The organism is Vogesella facilis (genome assembly GCF_042648525.1).
Lineage (GTDB): Bacteria > Pseudomonadota > Gammaproteobacteria > Burkholderiales > Chromobacteriaceae > Vogesella > Vogesella facilis.
Map to the genome: position 1 here is coordinate 15,613 of NZ_JBHRXN010000009.1, position 18,135 is coordinate 33,747.

17 protein-coding genes and 2 riboswitches are annotated in these 18,135 nt (G+C 64.9%); of the genes, 9 read left to right on the forward strand and 8 right to left on the reverse strand.

The window, feature by feature from the left end:
• The first annotated feature begins 57 nt into the window (after positions 1-57).
• Together ACFOLG_RS02920 and ACFOLG_RS02925 are read left to right on the forward strand one after the other, a co-directional pair.
• On the forward strand, positions 58-1,317 hold the full coding sequence (locus ACFOLG_RS02920; protein WP_386088180.1) for an aromatic ring-hydroxylating oxygenase subunit alpha: 1,260 nt from the start codon (positions 58-60) through the stop codon (positions 1,315-1,317).
• Positions 1,318-1,453: 136 nt separating this feature from the next.
• Positions 1,454-2,557, forward strand: a complete 1,104-nt coding sequence (locus ACFOLG_RS02925) for an FAD-binding oxidoreductase (protein ID WP_386088182.1) — start codon at positions 1,454-1,456, stop codon at positions 2,555-2,557.
• A 31-nt stretch (positions 2,558-2,588) separates the two neighbouring features.
• On the opposite strand, the gene ACFOLG_RS02930 is transcribed toward ACFOLG_RS02925, so the two are convergent.
• Positions 2,589-2,870 (reverse strand): hypothetical protein, encoded by a 282-nt coding sequence (locus ACFOLG_RS02930; RefSeq protein WP_386088184.1) that lies wholly within the window; start codon positions 2,868-2,870, stop codon positions 2,589-2,591.
• A 129-nt stretch (positions 2,871-2,999) separates the two neighbouring features.
• Here ACFOLG_RS02930 and ACFOLG_RS02935 point away from each other — a divergent pair, with 129 nt between their 5' ends.
• The 5 genes from ACFOLG_RS02935 (at position 3,000) to ACFOLG_RS02955 (ending at position 7,902) form a co-directional block, all read left to right on the forward strand.
• Positions 3,000-4,178, forward strand: a complete 1,179-nt coding sequence (locus tag ACFOLG_RS02935; protein WP_386088186.1) for a quaternary amine ABC transporter ATP-binding protein — start codon at positions 3,000-3,002, stop codon at positions 4,176-4,178.
• Between the two features lie 66 nt (positions 4,179-4,244).
• Complete coding sequence (locus tag ACFOLG_RS02940; protein WP_386088188.1) at positions 4,245-5,126, forward strand: ABC transporter permease; 882 nt, start codon at positions 4,245-4,247, stop codon at positions 5,124-5,126.
• A 127-nt stretch (positions 5,127-5,253) separates the two neighbouring features.
• Positions 5,254-6,237 carry a GlxA family transcriptional regulator gene (locus tag ACFOLG_RS02945; RefSeq protein WP_386088190.1) on the forward strand — a complete coding sequence of 328 codons (984 nt, stop codon included), beginning with the start codon at positions 5,254-5,256 and terminating at the stop codon, positions 6,235-6,237.
• Between the two features lie 146 nt (positions 6,238-6,383).
• The gene (locus ACFOLG_RS02950; protein ID WP_386088192.1) at positions 6,384-7,322 is read left to right on the forward strand and encodes a choline ABC transporter substrate-binding protein; all 939 of its coding nucleotides are present in this window, start codon (positions 6,384-6,386) and stop codon (positions 7,320-7,322) included.
• 166 nt (positions 7,323-7,488) lie between these two features.
• Positions 7,489-7,902 (forward strand): organic hydroperoxide resistance protein, encoded by a 414-nt coding sequence (locus ACFOLG_RS02955; protein WP_386088193.1) that lies wholly within the window; start codon positions 7,489-7,491, stop codon positions 7,900-7,902.
• An 84-nt stretch (positions 7,903-7,986) separates the two neighbouring features.
• Here the strand turns inward: ACFOLG_RS02955 and ACFOLG_RS02960 are convergent, their stop codons facing one another.
• The 3 genes from ACFOLG_RS02960 to ACFOLG_RS02970 all read right to left on the reverse strand — a co-directional run bounded on the left by ACFOLG_RS02960 (position 7,987) and on the right by ACFOLG_RS02970 (position 11,272).
• The gene (locus ACFOLG_RS02960) at positions 7,987-9,387 is read right to left on the reverse strand and encodes an L-serine ammonia-lyase (RefSeq protein WP_386088195.1); all 1,401 of its coding nucleotides are present in this window, start codon (positions 9,385-9,387) and stop codon (positions 7,987-7,989) included.
• 2 nt (positions 9,388-9,389) lie between these two features.
• Entirely contained in the window at positions 9,390-10,658 is a 1,269-nt protein-coding gene (gene glyA / locus ACFOLG_RS02965) for a serine hydroxymethyltransferase (RefSeq protein ID WP_386088197.1), read from the reverse strand.
• An 86-nt stretch (positions 10,659-10,744) separates the two neighbouring features.
• Positions 10,745-10,843, reverse strand: a riboswitch (glycine riboswitch).
• Between the two features lies 1 nt (position 10,844).
• A riboswitch (glycine riboswitch) is annotated at positions 10,845-10,943 on the reverse strand.
• Positions 10,944-10,981: 38 nt separating this feature from the next.
• Complete coding sequence (locus ACFOLG_RS02970; protein ID WP_386088199.1) at positions 10,982-11,272, reverse strand: hypothetical protein; 291 nt, start codon at positions 11,270-11,272, stop codon at positions 10,982-10,984.
• Between the two features lie 109 nt (positions 11,273-11,381).
• On the opposite strand from ACFOLG_RS02970, the gene ACFOLG_RS02975 reads away from it, so the two are divergent.
• A complete protein-coding gene (locus tag ACFOLG_RS02975) occupies positions 11,382-11,594 on the forward strand; it encodes a hypothetical protein (protein ID WP_386088201.1) in 213 nt (70 codons plus the stop codon).
• A 121-nt stretch (positions 11,595-11,715) separates the two neighbouring features.
• On the opposite strand, the gene betA is transcribed toward ACFOLG_RS02975, so the two are convergent.
• Together betA and betB are read right to left on the reverse strand one after the other, a co-directional pair.
• On the reverse strand, positions 11,716-13,455 hold the full coding sequence (gene betA, locus ACFOLG_RS02980) for a choline dehydrogenase (RefSeq protein ID WP_386088203.1): 1,740 nt from the start codon (positions 13,453-13,455) through the stop codon (positions 11,716-11,718).
• 120 nt (positions 13,456-13,575) lie between these two features.
• Positions 13,576-15,039, reverse strand: coding sequence for a betaine-aldehyde dehydrogenase (gene betB, locus ACFOLG_RS02985; RefSeq protein WP_386088205.1), 1,464 nt, complete (start codon positions 15,037-15,039; stop codon positions 13,576-13,578).
• A 231-nt stretch (positions 15,040-15,270) separates the two neighbouring features.
• Between betB and purU the strand changes: the two genes are divergently transcribed.
• On the forward strand, positions 15,271-16,131 hold the full coding sequence (gene purU / locus ACFOLG_RS02990; RefSeq protein ID WP_386088207.1) for a formyltetrahydrofolate deformylase: 861 nt from the start codon (positions 15,271-15,273) through the stop codon (positions 16,129-16,131).
• Positions 16,132-16,261: 130 nt separating this feature from the next.
• On the opposite strand, the gene ACFOLG_RS02995 is transcribed toward purU, so the two are convergent.
• Both ACFOLG_RS02995 and moaA read right to left on the reverse strand, forming a co-directional pair.
• Positions 16,262-16,924 carry a carbonic anhydrase gene (locus ACFOLG_RS02995; protein WP_386088209.1) on the reverse strand — a complete coding sequence of 221 codons (663 nt, stop codon included), beginning with the start codon at positions 16,922-16,924 and terminating at the stop codon, positions 16,262-16,264.
• Positions 16,925-17,027: 103 nt separating this feature from the next.
• A complete protein-coding gene (moaA, locus tag ACFOLG_RS03000; RefSeq protein ID WP_386088211.1) occupies positions 17,028-18,002 on the reverse strand; it encodes a GTP 3',8-cyclase MoaA in 975 nt (324 codons plus the stop codon).
• Between the last annotated feature and the right edge of the window lie 133 nt (positions 18,003-18,135).

An 18,135-nucleotide genomic window follows, 5' to 3' on the forward strand; every position in this document is an offset into this window, starting at 1 on the left:
CCCCACCCGGCAACAGCGCACCCCCTGCAAACCGCGTTGTTTTTGGAGAAGATCATCATGACTAGCAGCACGATCGCGTTTCATCCGGCCGTCAACCTGCGCGAACTGGTGGCCCGCCGCGTGCCGGGCTACAGCCTGGAAGCCCCGTTCTATACCTCGCCGGCGGTGTTCGATGCCGACATGGAACACATCTTCAGCAAGCACTGGATTTATGTCGGCGTATCGGTGGACGTGCCGGAGCCGGGCGATTACATGACTGTGCAGCTGGGTCAGCAGCCGATCCTGATCGTGCGTGATGATGACAACGAAATCCGCGCCTTCCACAACGTCTGTCGCCATCGCGGTTCGCGGCTGTGTGCCGAGGACAAGGGTACCGTCGGCAACCTGGTGTGCCCGTACCACCAGTGGACTTACGATCTGTCCGGCAAGCTGATCTTCGCCGATCACATGCAGGAAGGCTTCGACCTGTCGCACCACAGCCTGAAGTCGGTGCACCTGCGCAATATGGCCGGCCTGCTGTTCATCTGCCTGGCCGACGAGCCGCCGGCCGACTTCGACGCCATGGCCGAGGTAATGACCCCGTACATCGCTCCGCACCAGATCGACAACACCAAGGTGGCGGTGCAGGTGGACATCATCGAGCAGGGCAACTGGAAGCTGACGCTGGAAAACAACCGCGAGTGCTACCACTGTACCGGCAACCACCCGGAACTCACCGTGTCGCTGTTCGCCTACAGTTACGGTTTTGCACCGAAGGAAGAAACCGCCGAGGGCCTGCGCCAGTACGAGGAAATGGTGGCCGACCGTCACCAGCACTGGGAATCCTGTGGCCTGCCGTCCACCGAGGTGGAGCGCCTGTCGGATGTGAGCGGCTTCCGCACCATGCGCATGCCGCTGGACCGTAGCGGCGAGTCGCAAACGCTGGACACCAACGCCGCCTGCAAGAAGCTGCTGGCCGACTTCAAGGATGCCTCCATCGGCGGCCTGTCGTTCTGGACCCAGCCGAACTCCTGGCACCACTTCATGGCCGACCACATCGTGACCTTCAGCGTGATTCCGCTGTCCGCCGACACCACCCTGGTGCGTACCAAGTGGCTGGTGCACAAGGATGCGGTGGAAGGCGTGGATTACGACGTGAAGAACCTGACCGCGGTGTGGAACGCCACCAACGACCAGGACCGCCGCCTGGTGGAAGAATCGCACCACGGCGCCAAGAGCAAGGCCTACCAGCCGGGCCCGTACTCGCCGTTCACCGAAACCCTGGTGGAGAAGTTTAGCGACTGGTATATCCGCCGCCTGGGTGCCGGCCTGGAGTAAACAAGCACGAGACCTGCGGCCGGTCACCTGCGCACCCGCGCCGGCGGCCGGACCAGCCAGGCAGTACCACACACACCACCGGCAGGTTGGCCGCATGCGGCCAACCTTTCCGGGCCAGCAATGACAGGGTGCCATCATGACTACCGCCACTCCCACCTTCGCCTTTACCGAACCGGCGCCGTACTGGCAAAGCGGTGTCGACGACACCCTGCAATGCGTGTCGGTGCACGATGAAACGCACGACGTGCGCACCTTTACCTTCCGCGCGGTGCCGGCGCGGCGTTTTGCCTACCTGCCGGGGCAGTTCCTCACCCTGGAGCTGAACATCGACGGCCAGACGGTAAACCGCTGCTACACGCTGTCGTCGTCGCCGACGCGGCCGGATACCGTCACCATCACCGTCAAGCGGGTGCCGGGCGGGCAGGTGTCCAACTGGCTGCACGACAATCTGCAGCCGGGCATGAATCTCAGCGTGCTGGGGCCGTCCGGCGAATTCAGCTTCGCCCACGCCCCGGCCGAGCGTTACCTGTTCCTGTCCGCCGGCAGCGGCATCACGCCGCTGATGTCGATGAGCCGTGCGCTGGGCGATCTGGGCGGCAGTATCGATGTCGCCTTCGTGCACAGCGCGCGTTCGCCGGCCGACCTGATCTTCCGCCACGAGCTGGTGCAGCTGGCGCGGGCGCGCCCCGGCTTCCGCCAGGCCGCCATCGTGCAGAGCCGCCATCCGGAACCGGAATGGCACGGGCTGGAGGGCTTTCTCGACCTGCCGGCGCTGGAGCGGCTGGTGCCCGATTTCCGCCAGCGTGCGGTCTACTGCTGTGGCCCGGCGCCGTACATGGCCGCGGTACGTTCGCTGTTGCAGGCTGCCGGCTTCGATATGGCGCTGTACCACGAAGAGAGCTTCAATTTTGCCGAGCTGAACGCGGCGGCAGACGCGGGCACGGTAGAGGAGGTGGCCGAGGCGCCGGCCGGCGAGGGCGGCTTCGAGGTGCGGTTTGCCAAGCTGGGCGATGTGGTGCATACCAAGCCGGGGCAGACTATCCTGGCGGCGGCGCAGCAGCAGGGCCTGCGCGTGCCGTCGTCCTGTTCCAAGGGGCTGTGCGGCACCTGCAAGACCAGGCTGCTGGAGGGGCAGGTGGACATGAAACACGGTGGCGGCATCCGCCAGCGCGAGATCGATCAGGGCTGGATTTTGCCATGTTGCAGTGTGCCATTAACGCCGGTGGTGCTGGACCGCTGACGGCATTTTGGCCGCGAATTCGCCCTTTATTTCACGCCGTTCGAGTGCCAACCGGACGGCGTTTTCCATTTTTACCGCCGCGCAAACAGTATTTTTTGCTGTCAAGCGCGGAAAAAAAGCGCATGCTGACCTGTCTGGTAACGACCGGCGCTGCGTTTTTCGCCACTGCAGCATGCACAAATACGGGGACGGAAGTGCCCGTCTGGCGGGCATCGCAACGATATAAGCCCCTTCTGTGGTACTGATTGGTGCAATGTCGTTTTCGGGCAGGTTGGCGTCGGTTGGTCATTGCTTCCCCAGTCGTATCGTCCATATCTTTTTCCTTGATACATATCAATTACTACAACAGCTTGGGTGTGGTTACGCCGGTTGTTTGCGCAGTGCAACACAGGCACGGCGCTTGCTGCGGTGCAGCAGCCTCGCCAGGGCAAAGGAGAAAGCGATGCAGTCAGGCAAGATCGTGGTAGAAAACCTGTACAAGGTTTTCGGAGACAAGCCGCAGGACGCAATGCGTCTGCTTAAGCTTGGGGAAACCAAAGAAACGGTGTTCCGCAACACTGGCCAGGTGGTTGGCGTGAACAATGTGTCGTTCTCGGTGGACGAGGGCGAAATCTTCGTGCTGATGGGCCTGTCCGGCTCCGGCAAGTCGTCGCTGATCCGCCTGATCAACCGGCTGATGGATCCCACCGACGGTCGCATCCTGCTGGATGGCCAGGACATCACCAAGCTGTCGCCGGCCGATCTGGTGTCGCTGCGCCGCCGCGACATGAGCATGGTGTTCCAGAGCTTTGCGCTGATGCCGCACCGCACGGTGCTGGACAACGCCGCCTTCGGCCTGGAGATCGCCGGGGTTGGCCGCAAGGAGCGCGAGAAGCGCGCGATGGAGGTGCTGGAGCAGGTCGGCCTGGCCACCTTCGCCCGCAAGATGCCGCACGAGCTGTCCGGCGGCATGCAGCAGCGCGTGGGCCTGGTGCGCGCGCTGGCGGTGAATCCGTCGCTGATGCTGATGGACGAGGCATTCTCCGCGCTGGACCCGCTCAAGCGCAGCGAGATGCAGGACATCCTGCTGCAGCTGCAGCGCGATCACCGCCGCACCATTTTCTTCGTGTCGCACGATCTGGAAGAGGCGCTGCGCATCGGCACCCGCATCGCCATCATGGAAGGCGGCCGCCTGGTACAGGTGGGCACCCCGCAGGAGATCATCGAAAACCCGGCCGAAGACTACGTGCGCGAGTTCTTCAAGAGCGTGGATACCTCGCGCTACCTGCTGGCCAAGGATCTGCTCGACCCGCATGGCGTGGGCGTGATGGTGAACGGCAATCTCGCCGGCCAGCCGGACGCGCAGCATCACTGGGTGGCCTGTGTCTCCGGCGACCACAAGCTGCTGGGCCTGGTGGGTCGCGATACGCTGGGGGAGGCGGGCTGTAACCCGGCCGAGCGTTGCGTGCCGGTATCGCCGGTCAACCCGGCCTCGGCGCTGCCGGATGTGCTCAAGCGCCTGCAGGGCCAGCGCGAGCCGCTGCCGGTGATCGACCACGACGGCCGCTACCTGGGGGTGATTACCGCTTCCAGCGTACTGTCCAAGTTGTCCGAGCACCGCCTGCAGACGGCCGTGCACTAAGCCGCGATCCGCTTCCCCGATTGATGAGGACGGCGCCGCTGGCCTGTCCGTACTGGAGTACACGCCATGAACGATATCTGGCAAAAATTCATCGCCAACCCGCACGACTTCCTGCCCATCGGTGAATGGGTCAACGACTTCATTCATTTCCTGCTGGATAACAACGGCGGTGCCTTCGACGCCATCGGCAAATCGGTGGACCTGTTTGCCGAAGGCGTGGAGGTGGCGTTGCTATCGCTGCCGGTGTGGCTGGTGATCGGCTTCTTCTGTGCGCTGGGCATCTGGCGCCTGACCTGGCGCTTCGCGCTGTTCGTGCTGGCGGCCTTCGCGCTGATCCTGGGCACCGGCTTCTGGGCGCAGACCATCGCCACGCTGGCGCTCACGCTGTCGGCCACCATCATCAGCCTGCTGCTGGGCGTGCCGCTCGGCATCTGGTGTGCGCGCAGCCGCCGCGTCAACACCCTGGTGCGTCCGGTGCTGGACTTCATGCAGACCATGCCGGCCTTCGTGTACCTGATCCCGGCCGCCATGTTCTTCGGCCTGGGCCGTGTGCCCGGCATCCTGGCCACCGTGGTGTTCGCGGTGCCGCCGGCAGTGCGCCTGACCAGCCTGGGTATTCGCCAGGTGAACAAGGAGCAGGTGGAAGCCGGTCACGCCTTTGGCTGCACCCCGACTCAGCTGCTGTTCAAGGTGCAGCTGCCGATCGCGCTGCCGGCGATCATGGCCGGCGTCAACCAGACCATCATGATGGCGCTGTCGATGGTGATCATCGCCTCCATGGTGGGCGCCGGTGGCCTGGGTAACGACGTGCTGGCCAGTATTCAGCGCCTGGACGTCGGTCTGGGCTTCGAGAGCGGCCTGGCGGTGGTATTGCTGGCCATCATCCTGGACCGCCTGACCGAAAGCTTCGGCCGCGGCCCGACGTCGCCGCAGGGTGGCGGGCACTAACGCAGCAAACAAAAACCGGGTCGGCGACAGCTGGCCCGGTTTTTGCAATGACATACCGGTTTACGTTTTACACAGCACCCGCTACGAGGTGCGACTCATCCACACACAGCCCCTACCGGAGGTCACCATGAGCCCTGAGCAACTTGGTTCACTGGGCCACATCGGTTTCCTGATGTTGCCCAATTTCTCCATGATCGCCTTTGCCAATGCGGTGGAACCACTGCGCATGGCCAATCACCTGTCGCGCAAGCGGCTGTATCGCTGGTCGCTGATTTCCGGCGATGGCCAGCCGGTGGCGGCCAGTAACGGCCTGGCGCTGGCGCCCACCACCGCGCCGGGCGAGCCGGCCGACTATGACTTGCTGATCGTCTGTGGCGGCATCCAGGTGCGCGAGGCCACCAGCGATGCCGATATCGCCATCATTCGCCGCTTTGCCGCCGCCGGCGTGCCGCTGGGCGGGGTCTGTACCGGCGCCTTCGCGCTGGCGAAGGCAGGGGTGATGAACGGTTACCGCAGCAGCATCCACTGGGAAAACCTGTCGTCGATCCGCGAGGAGTTCCCCAAGATCCAGTTTTCCAGCGAGCTGTTCGTCATCGACCGCGACCGGCTGACCTGTAGCGGCGGCACCGCGCCGCTGGACCTGATGTGCAACCTGATCCGCCACAAGGGCGGCAAGGGTCTGGCTGCCGACGTGTCGGCGCAGTTCATCGTCGACCGCATCCGCGACCAGCACGACCACCAGCACATCCCGCTGCTGGCGCGGGTGGGCACCGGTCACGAGTCGCTGATCGACGCCGCGTTGGCGATGGAAATGAACATCGAGAACCCGCGGCCGCTGGACGATCTGGCCGCCGAGCTGGGGGTGTCGCTACGCCACCTGGAGCGGCTGTTCAAGCGCTACCTGGGCAGCACCCCGGCACAGTATTACCTGGACCTGCGCCTGCGCCGCGCCCGCGAGCTGCTGCTGCAGACCAATATGAGCGTGATGGAGGTGACGGTGGCCACCGGCTTCCTGTCGTCGTCGCATTTCTCCAAATCCTACCGCAGCCTGTTCGGCTACCCGCCCAGCCGCGAGCGGCAGCAGCTGGCGCTGGAAGCCGCCATTATGTGATGCCCACGCCGCCTACTGACAACTGCCTGTCGGGCGCAGGCAAGTTGGCCGCAGGCGGCGTGGCAAGCTGACGCTGGCCACCATCCCGGTGACCGTAGCCCGGCGCCACGCGCCATCCAATAAATAGCAGAAGCAGGAGCCAAACAATGAATGCTTACAAGATTGCGGGGGCGCTGTTGATCGGCACCGTCAGCAGCATGGCGCTGGCGGCCGAATCCGCCCAGTGTCAGAAAGTGCGCTTTGCCGACGTCGGCTGGACCGACATCGCCGCCACCACCGGCATGGCCAGCGTGGTGCTGGAAGGGCTGGGCTACAAACCGACCACCACCATCGCCTCGGTGCCGATCACCTTTGCCGGCATCAAGAACAAGCAGATCGACGCCTTCCTCGGCTACTGGAACCCGAGCATGACGCCGATGATCGAGCCGTTTGCCAAGGCCGGCCAGCTCAAGGTGCTGGATCGTCCCAACCTGGTCGGCGCCAAGTACACGCTGGCGGTGCCCGATTACGTGGCGGCAGCCGGCCTGAAAACCTTTGCCGACATCGCCAAGTTCAAGGACAAGCTGGATGGCAAAATCATCGGCATCGAGCCGGGCAACGACGGCAACAACCTGATCCAGGACATGATCAAGAAGAACCAGTTCGGCCTGTCCGGCTTCAAACTGGTAGAGTCCAGCGAGGCTGGCATGCTGTCTGAGGTGGAACGCGCTATCCGCCAGAAGAAATGGGTAGTGTTCCTGGGCTGGGAACCGCATCCGATGAACGTGAAATACAAGATGGCCTACCTGTCTGGCGGCGATGACGTGTTCGGCCCCAACTTCGGCGAGGCCAAGGTGTACACCGCGCTGGCCACCGACTACCAGACCCGCTGTCCGAACGTGGCGAAACTGCTGACCAATCTGCAGTTCACCACCGACATCGAAAACCGCGTGATGGGTCCGATCATGGACAAAACCAAACCGGAAGTCGCTGCCAAGAACTACCTGAAGAAGAACCCGTTCATGCTGAAGAGCTGGCTGGCGGGGGTGACCACCTTCGACGGCAAGGACGGCATGGCTGCAGTGCAGCGCCACCTGGCCAACTAATTCGGCATTTCCCGCAGCAAGCCGCCATCTCCGGATGGCGGCTTTTTTTGTGGCGCGTGGCCGGCGATAGGGGTGGGCAATGGGCTGTATTGCCAAATACAAATTGTGTGCAATTTAGTTGTGTAATTATTATGGCTGCTCATCAACCACACCCCAGGAGCACACCATGCAAGTTCTGTATACCGCCCATGCCACCGCCACCGGCGGCCGTGATGGCCGCGCCGTCAGTGACGATCGGCAACTGGATGTCGCGCTGGCCATGCCGCCGGCACTGGGTGGCAACGGTGCCGGCAGCAACCCGGAGCAACTGTTCGCCGCCGGTTACGCCGCCTGCTTCCTGTCGGCGCTCAAGCTGGTGGCTGGCCAGCAGCGCGTGGCATTGCCTGCCACGGCGGCAGTGGCGGTGGCGGTGAGCATCGGCCGCGACGACAGCGGTTTCGGCCTGGCGGTAAGCTTGAACATCAGCCTGCCGGGCGTGGCGACCGAGGCGGCGCAGACGGTGATCGACGCCGCGCACCAGGTGTGCCCGTATTCGCACGCCACCCGCGGCAATATCGCGGTCAGCCTGCAGCTGGCCTGAGTCGGCGGCAGTCGGCACGCAAAAAAACGCCCGCGGTTAGTGGGCGTTTGTCGTTGTTGCGGCCAACGTTGGCCGCAATTTACATCAGCACTCCACGATGTTCACCGGCACCTCGATCACATTGATCGCCAGGCCGCCACGGGCGGTTTCCTTGTACTTGCTGTTCATGTCGCGGCCGGTGTCGCGCATGGTCTTGATCACCCGGTCCAGCGATACAAAGTGCTGGCCGTCGCCGCGCAGCGCCATGCGCACCGCGTTGATCGCCTTCACTGCCGCCATGGCATTGCGCTCGATGCACGGCACTTGCACCAGGCCGCCCACCGGGTCGCAAGTCAGCCCCAGGTTGTGTTCCATGCCGATCTCGGCGGCGTTCTCCACCTGCTCCGGCGTGGCGCCCATCACCTCGGCCAGGCCGCCGGCCGCCATCGAGCAGGCGGAGCCGACCTCGCCCTGGCAGCCGACCTCGGCGCCGGAGATCGAGGCGTTGAGCTTGAACAGGATGCCGATGGCGCCGGCGGTGAGCAGGAAGCGCACCACGCCGTCGTCGTTGGCACCGGGCACGAAGCGCGCGTAGTAGTGCAGCACCGCCGGAATGATGCCGGCCGCGCCGTTGGTGGGCGCGGTCACCACGCGGCCGCCGCCGGCGTTCTCTTCGTTCACCGCCAGCGCGTACAGGTTCACCCAGTCCATCACTGTCAGCGGGTCGCGCAGGCTGGCTTCCGGCGCATCGGTGAGCTTGCGGTACAGGTCGGCGGCGCGGCGCTTCACCTTCATGCCGCCCGGCAGGATGCCTTCGTGGGCACAGCCGCGCTGCACGCAGCCCTGCATTACCTGCCAGATGCGCAGCAGGCCGGCGCGCACTTCCTCCTCGCTGCGCCAGGCCAGCTCGTTCTCCAGCATGATCTGGCTGATGCTCTTGCCGTGGCGCTGGCACAGTGCCAGCAGTTCGGCACCGCTGCTGAACGGATGGCGCAGCTCCTCGCTGCCCGGCGGGGTGAAGCCGGCTTCCACCGCCGCCTCGTCCACCACGAAACCGCCGCCCACCGAGTAGTAGGCGCGCTTGTCCAGCGTCTCGCCCTGAGCGTTGCGCGCCTCGAAAGTCATGCCGTTGGGGTGAAAGGGCAGCGTCTTGCGCTTGTGCAGCACCAGGTGCTCGCCCTCGGCAAAGGCGATTTCGTAGCTGCCCAGCAGCCGCAGCCGCTTGCTGTCACGAATCGCCGCCACCATGCCCGGCACCGCGTCGGTGTCCACTTCATCTGGCAGCTCGCCCTGCAAGCCAAGCAGCACCGCGATGTCGGAGCCGTGGCCCTTGCCGGTGGCGCCCAGCGAGCCGAACAGCTCGCAGCGCACGCTGGCCACCGCCGGCAGCAGGCCGTCTTTTTCCAGACGGGCGACAAACTGCCGCGCGGCGCGCATCGGGCCGACGGTGTGCGAGCTGGACGGGCCGATGCCGATCTTGAACAGATCAAACACGCTGAGGGCCATGATCAGCTCCCGTTGGCGGCGCGGTATACCGGGAACGCGGCGCACAGCTCGGCCACCTGGCGTTTCACCCGCTCGCTGACTGCCGGGTTGTCGATATCGTCGAGGATGTCGCACACCCAGTGCGCCACCTGGCGGGCTTCGGTTTCCTTGAAACCGCGGCTGGTGATGGCCGGGGTGCCGATGCGGATGCCGCTGGTCACGAACGGGCTTTGCGGGTCGTTCGGCACTGCGTTCTTGTTCACGGTGATGTGGGCGGCGCCCAGCGCGGCGTCGGCCGCCTTGCCGGTCAGGCCCTTGTCGATCAGGCTTAGCAGGAACAGGTGGTCGTCGGTCTTGCCGGACACGATGCTGTAGCCGCGCTCCTGGAACACCGCCACCATGGCGCGAGCGTTGGTCAGCACCTGTTTTTGATAGTCGACGAACTCCGGCTGCAGCGCCTCCTGGAACGCCACCGCCTTGGCGGCGATCACGTGCATCAGCGGGCCGCCCTGGATGCCGGGGAACACCACCGAATTCAGTTTCTTCTCCAGCTCCGGGTTGGCTGCAGCCAGAATCAGGCCGCCGCGCGGGCCGCGCAGGGTCTTGTGGGTGGTGGTGGTCACCACGTGGGCGTGCGGAATCGGGTTCGGGTACAGCCCGGCCGCCACCAGGCCGGCCACGTGCGCCATGTCCACGAACAGGTAGGCGCCGATGCTGTCGGCGATCTCGCGCATGCGTTTCCAGTCGACGATCAGCGAGTAGGCGGAGAAACCGGCCACGATCATCTTCGGCTGGTATTCATTGGCCATGCGCTGCACTTCGTCGTAGTCGATCTCGCCGGTTTCCGGGTTCAGGCCGTACTGCACCGCGTGGTAGATCTTGCCGGAGAAATTGACCTTGGCGCCGTGGGTGAGGTGGCCACCGTGGGCCAGGCTCATGCCGAGCACGGTGTCGTGCGGCTCCAGCAGCGCCATGTAGACGGCGGCGTTGGCCTGGCTGCCGGAGTGCGGCTGCACGTTGGCGTAGTCGGCGCCGAACAGCTGCTTGGCGCGATCGATGGCCAGCTGCTCCACTACGTCCACATGTTCGCAGCCGCCGTAGTAGCGCTTGCCGGGGTAGCCCTCGGCATACTTGTTGGTGAGCTGGCTGCCCTGGGCCTGCATCACGCGCGGGCTGGTGTAGTTCTCGGAGGCGATCAGCTCAATGTGGTCCTGCTGGCGTTGGTCTTCGGCCTGCATGGCGGCCCACAGGGCGTCGTCGAAGCCGGCAATCTGCATATCCTGGGTAAACATGGCGCTCTCCAAACGGGTGGGCTGCGGCCAACGTTGGCCGCAAGCCCGATAAACGGGGTGGGTGGTCGCTGGCGACCGTGTTTGCCCCCTCTGTCCGTGTGCCTGAGAGATTGGGCGCGTGGTGCTGCTGACGCGCCGTGCTGCCTTCGGCGAGATGCGCGGGCGCGCATCTGCTCTCCAGAGAGCCTGGGCAGGACAGTTCTTTTGCCTGAGAGTTTTCGGGGCGATTCCCCTTCGGCGCCGCCGCTGGGTGCGTACCCGGGCGATCTCTCCTGTCTGCCTGACATGGCTGTCAGTCAATCTAGAGAGCACCCGGAAGGGCGTCAATGCATGCCGGCGGTGGCTTTTTTACCGCCCGGCAGCGCGGTGGCGGCGTGGCGCGCAGCGGCGGCGAAAAGCACACTATTTGCGTCGGTCATGGCATGAAAGCGGTCGGCTATGGCAATGCGGCGGCGGCGGCCGGCAGCATGGGTGGCCGATTCTAATATTTTGATTTTTATGAGAAATGCGGCTTTTTTGCGACAGTTTGCCTGGCCGGCGGGAGGCGGGCGCTGGCGATGGTGTGGCGGCGAGGTGTTTTCGTTATCGACTGTAATGGATTCGTAAAGATACATTTATATGATCAGTATCGAACATTGATGTCGCAATCTTGATGTTGCATTGCACAAGATGGCGCTACAATTCCGGCATAGTTTGATGACTGAAAACATATTGGAAGCTGAAATGAAATACATTATCTCTAGCCTGCTGGCACTGCTGCGTAACAACAACACTCAACTGGAAGCCGGTCTGCGCGTGAATTACGCCCCGCATGGCTATGTGAAGAAGTTCGACGGCACCGTGGTGGCCTACGACAAGGCGCGCGGCGTGCTGGTGGCCTGGCCGCGTGGTGGCAGCGACTGGCTGTCGAAGGAAGATCTGGCAGTCATCTGCTGAAATATTCGGATATGAAAAAACGGCTCGCAACTGGCGGGCCGTTTTTTTTGTCCTGCCGATGGCGCCAATAAAAAAAGCGCACCACACGGTGCGCCAGAAGGGAGGCCATACCTCAGACGAATCAGCGTACGGTCGCTGGTTTGGGCGGGTACCACAGCAGGGCGGCCTGCGGGTCGCGCGCAGCGGCCTCGGCCAGTTTGACCGGCTGCTGGCCGGCAACAAAGTAGGCGGCCTGCGAGCGCGCCAGCGGTGCACGACCGCGGATGCGGTCGGCGATCTTCTCCGCCAGCATGATGGTGGGGGCGTTGAGGTTGCCGGTGGTGACCTGCGGCATGATCGACGCATCCACCACGCGCAGGCCGGCCAGGCCATGCACGCGGCCTTCGCCATCCACCACCGCCATCGGGTCGCTGGCGTCGCCCATCTTGCAGGTACAGGACGGGTGCAGCGCGGTCTCGGCGTGCTCGCGCACGAAGGCGTCGATCTCGGCATCGCTCTTGATCATCATGCCGGGCTTGATCTCCTTGCCGCGGAACTCGTCCATCGCCTGCTGGGCGATGATCTCGCGGGTGATGCGCACCCCGGCGCGGAACTCCTGCCAGTCGATGTCGTGCGCCATGTAGTTGAAGCGCAGGATCGGATGGTCGCGCGGGTCGCAGCTCTTTAGCTTGACGCTGCCGGTGCTGGGCGAGCGCATCGAGCCGACGTGGCACTGGAAGCCGTGCGCCTTCACCGGGTTGCTGCCGTCGTAGTTCATCGCCAGCGGAATGAAGTGGTACTGCAGGTTGGGCCAGGCGAACTCGCTGCTGCTGCGGATGAAGCCGCCGGCCTCGAAGTGGTTGCTGGCGCCGATGCCGGTGCCGCGCAGATACCATTCGATGCCGATCGGCGGCTTGTTCCACCACTGCAGCGCCGGGTACAGCGACACCGGCTTCAGGCATTCGTACTGCAGGTACATCTCCAGGTGATCCTGCAGGTTTTCGCCCACACCGGGCAGGTGCACCACGCTATTGATGCCCATGGCGCGCAGCTCGTCGGCATTGCCCACGCCGGAGCGCTGCAGCAGCTGCGGGCTGGCGATGGCGCCGTTGCTGACGATCACCTCGCGGCTGGCGTACGCCTCATGCCAGCTGCCGCCCTGCAGGTAGCTGACGCCGATGGCGCGCTTGCCGTCGAACAGGATGCGGTCGGCCACGGCGCGGGTTTTCACCTGCAGGGTTGGCCGCTGCCGCGCGGTATCGAGGTAGGCCAGCGAGGTGCTGCAGCGGCGGCCGTCGGCGGTGGTGGTGCGGTCCATCGGGCCGAAGCCTTCCTGACGGTAGCCGTTCAGGTCGTCGGTGCGCGGGTGGCCGGCCTGCTCGCCGGCGGCGACGAAGGCGGCGAACAGCGGCGAGATGTCGGCCTTGGGGGTGGTGACGTGCAGCGGGCCGGCGTCGCCGTGGTAGTCGTTGCCGCCCTTGTCATAGGTTTCCGCCTTGCGGAAGTAGGGCAGGCAGTCGCGGTAGCTCCAGTCTTCCAGCCCCTTGTTCTTGGCCCAGTTGTCGTAATCCATGGCATTGCCGCGGATATAGACCATGCCGTTGATCAGCGAGGAGCCGCCCAGGCCCTTGCCGCGGCCCTGGGTCATGATGCGGTTGCCCATGTGCGGCTCGGGCTGGGTGGTGTAGGCCCAGTTGTAGGTCTTGCCCTGCAGCGGATAGGCCAGCGCCGACGGCATTTGCGTGCGCCAGTCCAGCCGCCAGTCCGGGCCGCCGGCTTCCAGCAGCAGCACGCTGACATCGGCATCCTCGGTCAGCCGCGCGGCCAGCACGCAGCCGGCGGAGCCGGCGCCGACGATGATGTAGTCGAATTCCTGTTTCATGACCGTTCTCTTGCGGCGGGGCCGCGTTCAGGGTGGGCGGACATTGCGGTAAACGGTACGGGCGCGCCCGCCGCGCCAGGTTGGCCGCAGCGGGCGAGTGGGGCGCCGGGGGCGCGTGCCTTATTCGTACGGGCAGGCGACGCCGCTCAGCTCCACGTACACGCTCTTCAGCTGGGTGTAGTAGTCCAGCGTGGCCAGGCTGTTCTCGTGGCCGATGCCGGATTCCTTCAGCCCGCCGAACGGCATTTCGATCGGCGTGATGTTGTAGTTGTTGATCCAGCAAACGCCGGCCTGCAGTTTTTCAACCATGCGGTGGCCGCGCGCCAGGTCACGGGTGAACACGCCGGCGGCCAGGCCGAGGCGGGTGTCGTTGGCGCGGGCCAGCACCTCGGCCTCGTCCTTGAATTTCAGCACCGACATCACCGGCCCGAAGATTTCCTCGCGCACGATGCTCATCTCGTCGTGACAGCCGGCAAAGATGGTGGGGGCGACGAAGTGGCCGCCCTCGCAGCCCGGCACTTCCACGCGCTGGCCGCCGGCCAGCAGGCTGGCGCCTTCGGCGATGCCCTGTTCGATATAGCGCAGCACGGTGGCGGCGTGGTCGCCGGAAATCTGCGCGCCTACCTGGGTGTCCGGCAGCAGTGGGTCGCCGATCTTCAGCTTGCGGGTGCGGGTTACCAGTTTTTCCAGGAAGGCATCGTGAATGGACTCGTGTACGAACACGCGGGTACCGTTGGTGCAGATTTCGCCCTGGGTGTAGAAGTTGGCCAGCATGGCGGCGGACACTGCCTGGTCCAGATCGGCGTCGTCGAAGATGATCAGCGGTGACTTGCCGCCCAGTTCCATGGTGACGCGCTTCAGGGTCTTGGCGGCATCGGCCATGATGGCCTTGCCGGTTTCCACCGAGCCGGTCACCGATACCTTGGCCACGTCCGGGTGGGCGATCAGCTGCCGTGCCGGTTTGGAGCTGCCGAGGATCACGTTGAACACGCCATCCGGCACGCCGGCTTCGGTGTAGATCTTGGCCAGCTCGATGGCGCTCATCGGGGTGAGCGAGGCCGGTTTGTAGATCATGGCATTGCCACAGGCCAGCGCCGGCGCGGATTTCCAGCAGGCGATCTGGATCGGGTAGTTCCAGGCGCCAATGCCCAGGCACACGCCCAGCGGTTCGCGGCGGGTGTAGGCGAAGGCGCCCTTGAGTGCGAACTGCTGGCCATGGATGCTGGCGGCCAGGCCGCCGAAGTATTCCACGCAATCGGCGCCGGACATCACGTCCACCACCTCGGCTTCCTGGATCGGTTTGCCGTTGTCGCGCACTTCCAGCAGCGCCAGCTCGGCGTTGCGCTCGCGCAGCAGCTGCGCGGCACGGTTGAGGATGCGGCCGCGCTCGGCGCCGCTCATCGCCGACCACACGGCAAAGCCCTGCTTGGCGGTCTCGACCGCCAGCGCCACTTCGTCGTCGCCGGCCTGCTGGACGCGGCACAGTACCTTGCCGGTGGCCGGTTCGATATTGTCCAGCAGCGGCAGCGCCGGATTGTCGATGCTGCGGCCACCGATATAACTGCACAGAATGGGGGTGTTCACGTCGTCTCCTTGCTGGTCGCCCTATGGTATGACGGCATTGGGCCACGACTGTCGCGGCGATTCCTGTCTGTTTCCGACATCAACCCATGTCGGCCCGACCACGGCGAATGTCCAGAAATGGCCATCCGGTGACGGCTGGCGACCAGTATGCAAGCTAGCAGCAGGCTAAGGTTGGCCGCAATGCCCCGCGCGGGCTGGCAAGATGAATGGCAGGCACAAGGAGACAACACCATGACCGCATCCCACCGTTACACCCTGACCTGCACCTGTCGCAGCGGCCCGGGCCAGGTTGCCCGCATTTCGCAGCTGCTGGACCAGCAACACTGTTATATCGATGAACTGGCGGTGTTCGACGACCCGGACACCGAACGCTTTTTCGTGCGCTGCACCTTTCACGCGCTGGATGGCACTTTTGCCGAGAGCAGTTTGCGCGAGGGCCTGGCCGGCCTGACCGAGCAGGGCGTGGTGGAGTGGGCGCTGCACGACAGCCGCGTGCGCCCGCGCGTGCTGATCATGGTGTCCAAGCTGGATCACTGCCTGAACGACCTGCTGTATCGCCGCAAGATGGGCGATCTGGACATGGATGTGGTGGCGGTGGTGTCCAACCACCCGGACCTGGCGCCGATCGCGCAGGCCTACGGCATTCCCTACCACCACCTGCCGCTGACGGCGGACAGCAAGCCGCAGCAGGAGGCGGCGCTGCTGGCGTTGGTGGAAGCCACCGGCGCCGAGCTGGTGGTGCTGGCGCGCTATATGCAGGTGCTGTCGGAACACACCTCGCGCCTGCTGTCCGGCCGCGCCATCAACATCCATCATTCCTTCCTGCCCGGTTTCAAGGGCGCCAAGCCCTACCACCAGGCGCATGCGCGCGGCGTGAAGCTGATCGGCGCCACCGCGCACTACGTGACCGACGATCTGGACGAAGGCCCGATCATCGAACAGGTGGTGGAGCGGGTGGATCACGCGCACAGCGCCGAGCAGCTGCTGACCGTCGGCCGCGACATGGAGTGCCTGGCGCTGGCGCGCGCGGTGCGCTTCCATCTGGAGCGCCGGGTGTTCATGAACGGGAATCGCACCGTGGTGTTGCGCTGAGTTAGTGCATGCCGGCCCGGTGCTTGCCCGGGCTGGTAATGTAGCGCGCCGCACGACAAAGCCCTTTCGCCTGGCGAAAGGGCTTTGTCATTGCGCGCAAGGTTGGCCGCAGCGTGCGGCCAACCTTGGCTCAGGCGGCGGAGGCCTGCTGTCTGGGTTGCAGCGGGCACACCAGCGGCACGAAGGCCTTGCCGGCGGCATCGTAGCCCCACAGTGCGCCGTCGTTGAGATCGAAGTACCAGCCGTCCAGCACCAGCTGGCCGGCCTGCACTTTTTCTGCCAGCCACGGGTAGCTCAGCAGATTGTCCAGCGACACCATGATGGCGGCCTGTTCGCAGCGGCGCAGGCGCTGCGCCTCGTCCTCGTGGCCGTAGCTGCGGTAGACGAAATCGCGTGCCGGCGCGGCGATGTCCAGCCAGCGGGTGAGGGCGCTGTCCGCCGGCGTGCTGCGCTGCATCAGCGCGCGGATGCCGCCACAGCCGGCGTGCCCCATCACGATGATGCGCTCCACGTTCAGGCTCAGCACCGCGAATTCCAGCGCCGCCGCCACGCTGGCGTGCTGGTTGCCGGCATCGTAGGGCGGCACCAGGTTGGCCACGTTGCGCACCACGAACATCTCACCCGGCTGACTGCTCATCAGTGCCGGCGGGTGCACGCGCGAATCGCAGCAGCCGATCACCAGCGTGGCCGGGTGCTGGCCGTGGCGCAGCGCTTCGTACAGGTTCTGTTCCGGGGAAAAATAGTCTTGCTGAAAGCGGCGGAAGCCTTCCAGCAGCGGTTCGACCGAGTTCATGATGCGGCTCGCTTGAGAGGTTCTGGTGCGGCCAGTCTCAAGGGGAAACCGGCTGCAGCAGAGCCCGCCAAGGTTGGCCGCAGCGGCTGCGGCCAACCTTGCGTCAGCCGCCGGTCATCGACATGAAGCGCACCACCTGGTTCGGGCGCTCGATGAATTCGTGCTTTTCCGGCTTCAGTTCGATGGCGTGGCGGATGGCGGCTTCCAGCTCGGCATCGCTGCAGCCGGCGCGCAGCAGCGGGCGCAGTTCGAAGCGTTCCTCCTGCCCCAGGCACATGTACATAGTGCCGTCCACCGACAGCCGCACGCGGTTGCAGGTGGCGCAGAAGTGCTGCGACATCGGCGTGATCAGCCCCAGGGTGAAGCGGCCGTCGCGGCTTTCCCAGTAGCGGGCAGGGCCGCCGCCCAGGGTCTTGCAGCTTTCCTGCAGGTCGAAGCGCTGGCTGAGTTCGGCCAGCAAGCGCGACAGGTTCAGGCCCTGGGTGTGCTGGCCGGTGCTGCCCATCGGCATCGCCTCGATCAGGCGCAGGATGAAACCGTGTTCGATGCAGAAGGCGATCATCGCCTCGATGTCGCCATCGTTGACGCCCACCATCGGCACCATATTGATCTTGATGGTCTTGAAGCCGGCATCGCGCGCGGCGGACAGGCCGTGCAGCACTTTCTCCAGGCTGTCGCTGCCGCTGATCTCCTGCACGCAGTCGCGGCGCAGCGAATCCAGGCTCACGTTGAGGCGGCCCAGGCCGGCGTCGAACAGCGCCTTGGCGTGTTTGTCCAGCTGGGTGCCATTGGTGGTCAGCGACAGGTCTTCCACGCCGGGCAGCGCCGACAGCCGTGCAGCCAACTCGGGCAGGTTGCGGCGCAGCAGTGGCTCGCCGCCGGTGAGGCGGAAGCGGCGGGTGCCCAGGCGGGCAAAGGCGGCGATCACGCGCTCCATCTCGTCGAAGGTCAGCCAGTTTTCCGGCTCTTCGAAGCCCTTGAAGCCTTTCGGGATGCAGTAGCTGCAACGCAGGTCGCAGCGGTCGGTTACCGAGACACGCAGGTATTCGATGGTTCTGCCAAAGCGGTCGGACAACATACGACACTTTCCGATACGGGTGAATTGCACACAGTCTAGGTCAAAGCAAGCGCCCTGCCAGTTGGCCGGTGGTAGGCCGCCGGCTACCTCTTTCGGTGTAGGGCGGGCGGCGCTGCCGGTAGTGCTTAGTCGG

What these genes read in the sequence shown, in the direction of transcription:
- ACFOLG_RS02920 (WP_386088180.1), top strand. Translation starts at nt 58, where the DNA reads ATGACTAGCAGCACGATCGCGTTTCATCCGGCCGTCAACCTGCGCGAA.
- ACFOLG_RS02925 (WP_386088182.1), top strand. Translation starts at nt 1,454, where the DNA reads ATGACTACCGCCACTCCCACCTTCGCCTTTACCGAACCGGCGCCGTAC.
- ACFOLG_RS02930 (WP_386088184.1), bottom strand. Translation starts at nt 2,870, where the DNA reads ATGGACGATACGACTGGGGAAGCAATGACCAACCGACGCCAACCTGCC.
- ACFOLG_RS02935 (WP_386088186.1), top strand. Translation starts at nt 3,000, where the DNA reads ATGCAGTCAGGCAAGATCGTGGTAGAAAACCTGTACAAGGTTTTCGGA.
- ACFOLG_RS02940 (WP_386088188.1), top strand. Translation starts at nt 4,245, where the DNA reads ATGAACGATATCTGGCAAAAATTCATCGCCAACCCGCACGACTTCCTG.
- ACFOLG_RS02945 (WP_386088190.1), top strand. Translation starts at nt 5,254, where the DNA reads ATGAGCCCTGAGCAACTTGGTTCACTGGGCCACATCGGTTTCCTGATG.
- ACFOLG_RS02950 (WP_386088192.1), top strand. Translation starts at nt 6,384, where the DNA reads ATGAATGCTTACAAGATTGCGGGGGCGCTGTTGATCGGCACCGTCAGC.
- ACFOLG_RS02955 (WP_386088193.1), top strand. Translation starts at nt 7,489, where the DNA reads ATGCAAGTTCTGTATACCGCCCATGCCACCGCCACCGGCGGCCGTGAT.
- ACFOLG_RS02960 (WP_386088195.1), bottom strand. Translation starts at nt 9,387, where the DNA reads ATGGCCCTCAGCGTGTTTGATCTGTTCAAGATCGGCATCGGCCCGTCC.
- glyA (WP_386088197.1), bottom strand. Translation starts at nt 10,658, where the DNA reads ATGTTTACCCAGGATATGCAGATTGCCGGCTTCGACGACGCCCTGTGG.
- ACFOLG_RS02970 (WP_386088199.1), bottom strand. Translation starts at nt 11,272, where the DNA reads ATGTATCTTTACGAATCCATTACAGTCGATAACGAAAACACCTCGCCG.
- ACFOLG_RS02975 (WP_386088201.1), top strand. Translation starts at nt 11,382, where the DNA reads ATGAAATACATTATCTCTAGCCTGCTGGCACTGCTGCGTAACAACAAC.
- betA (WP_386088203.1), bottom strand. Translation starts at nt 13,455, where the DNA reads ATGAAACAGGAATTCGACTACATCATCGTCGGCGCCGGCTCCGCCGGC.
- purU (WP_386088207.1), top strand. Translation starts at nt 15,271, where the DNA reads ATGACCGCATCCCACCGTTACACCCTGACCTGCACCTGTCGCAGCGGC.
- ACFOLG_RS02995 (WP_386088209.1), bottom strand. Translation starts at nt 16,924, where the DNA reads ATGAACTCGGTCGAACCGCTGCTGGAAGGCTTCCGCCGCTTTCAGCAA.
- moaA (WP_386088211.1), bottom strand. Translation starts at nt 18,002, where the DNA reads ATGTTGTCCGACCGCTTTGGCAGAACCATCGAATACCTGCGTGTCTCG.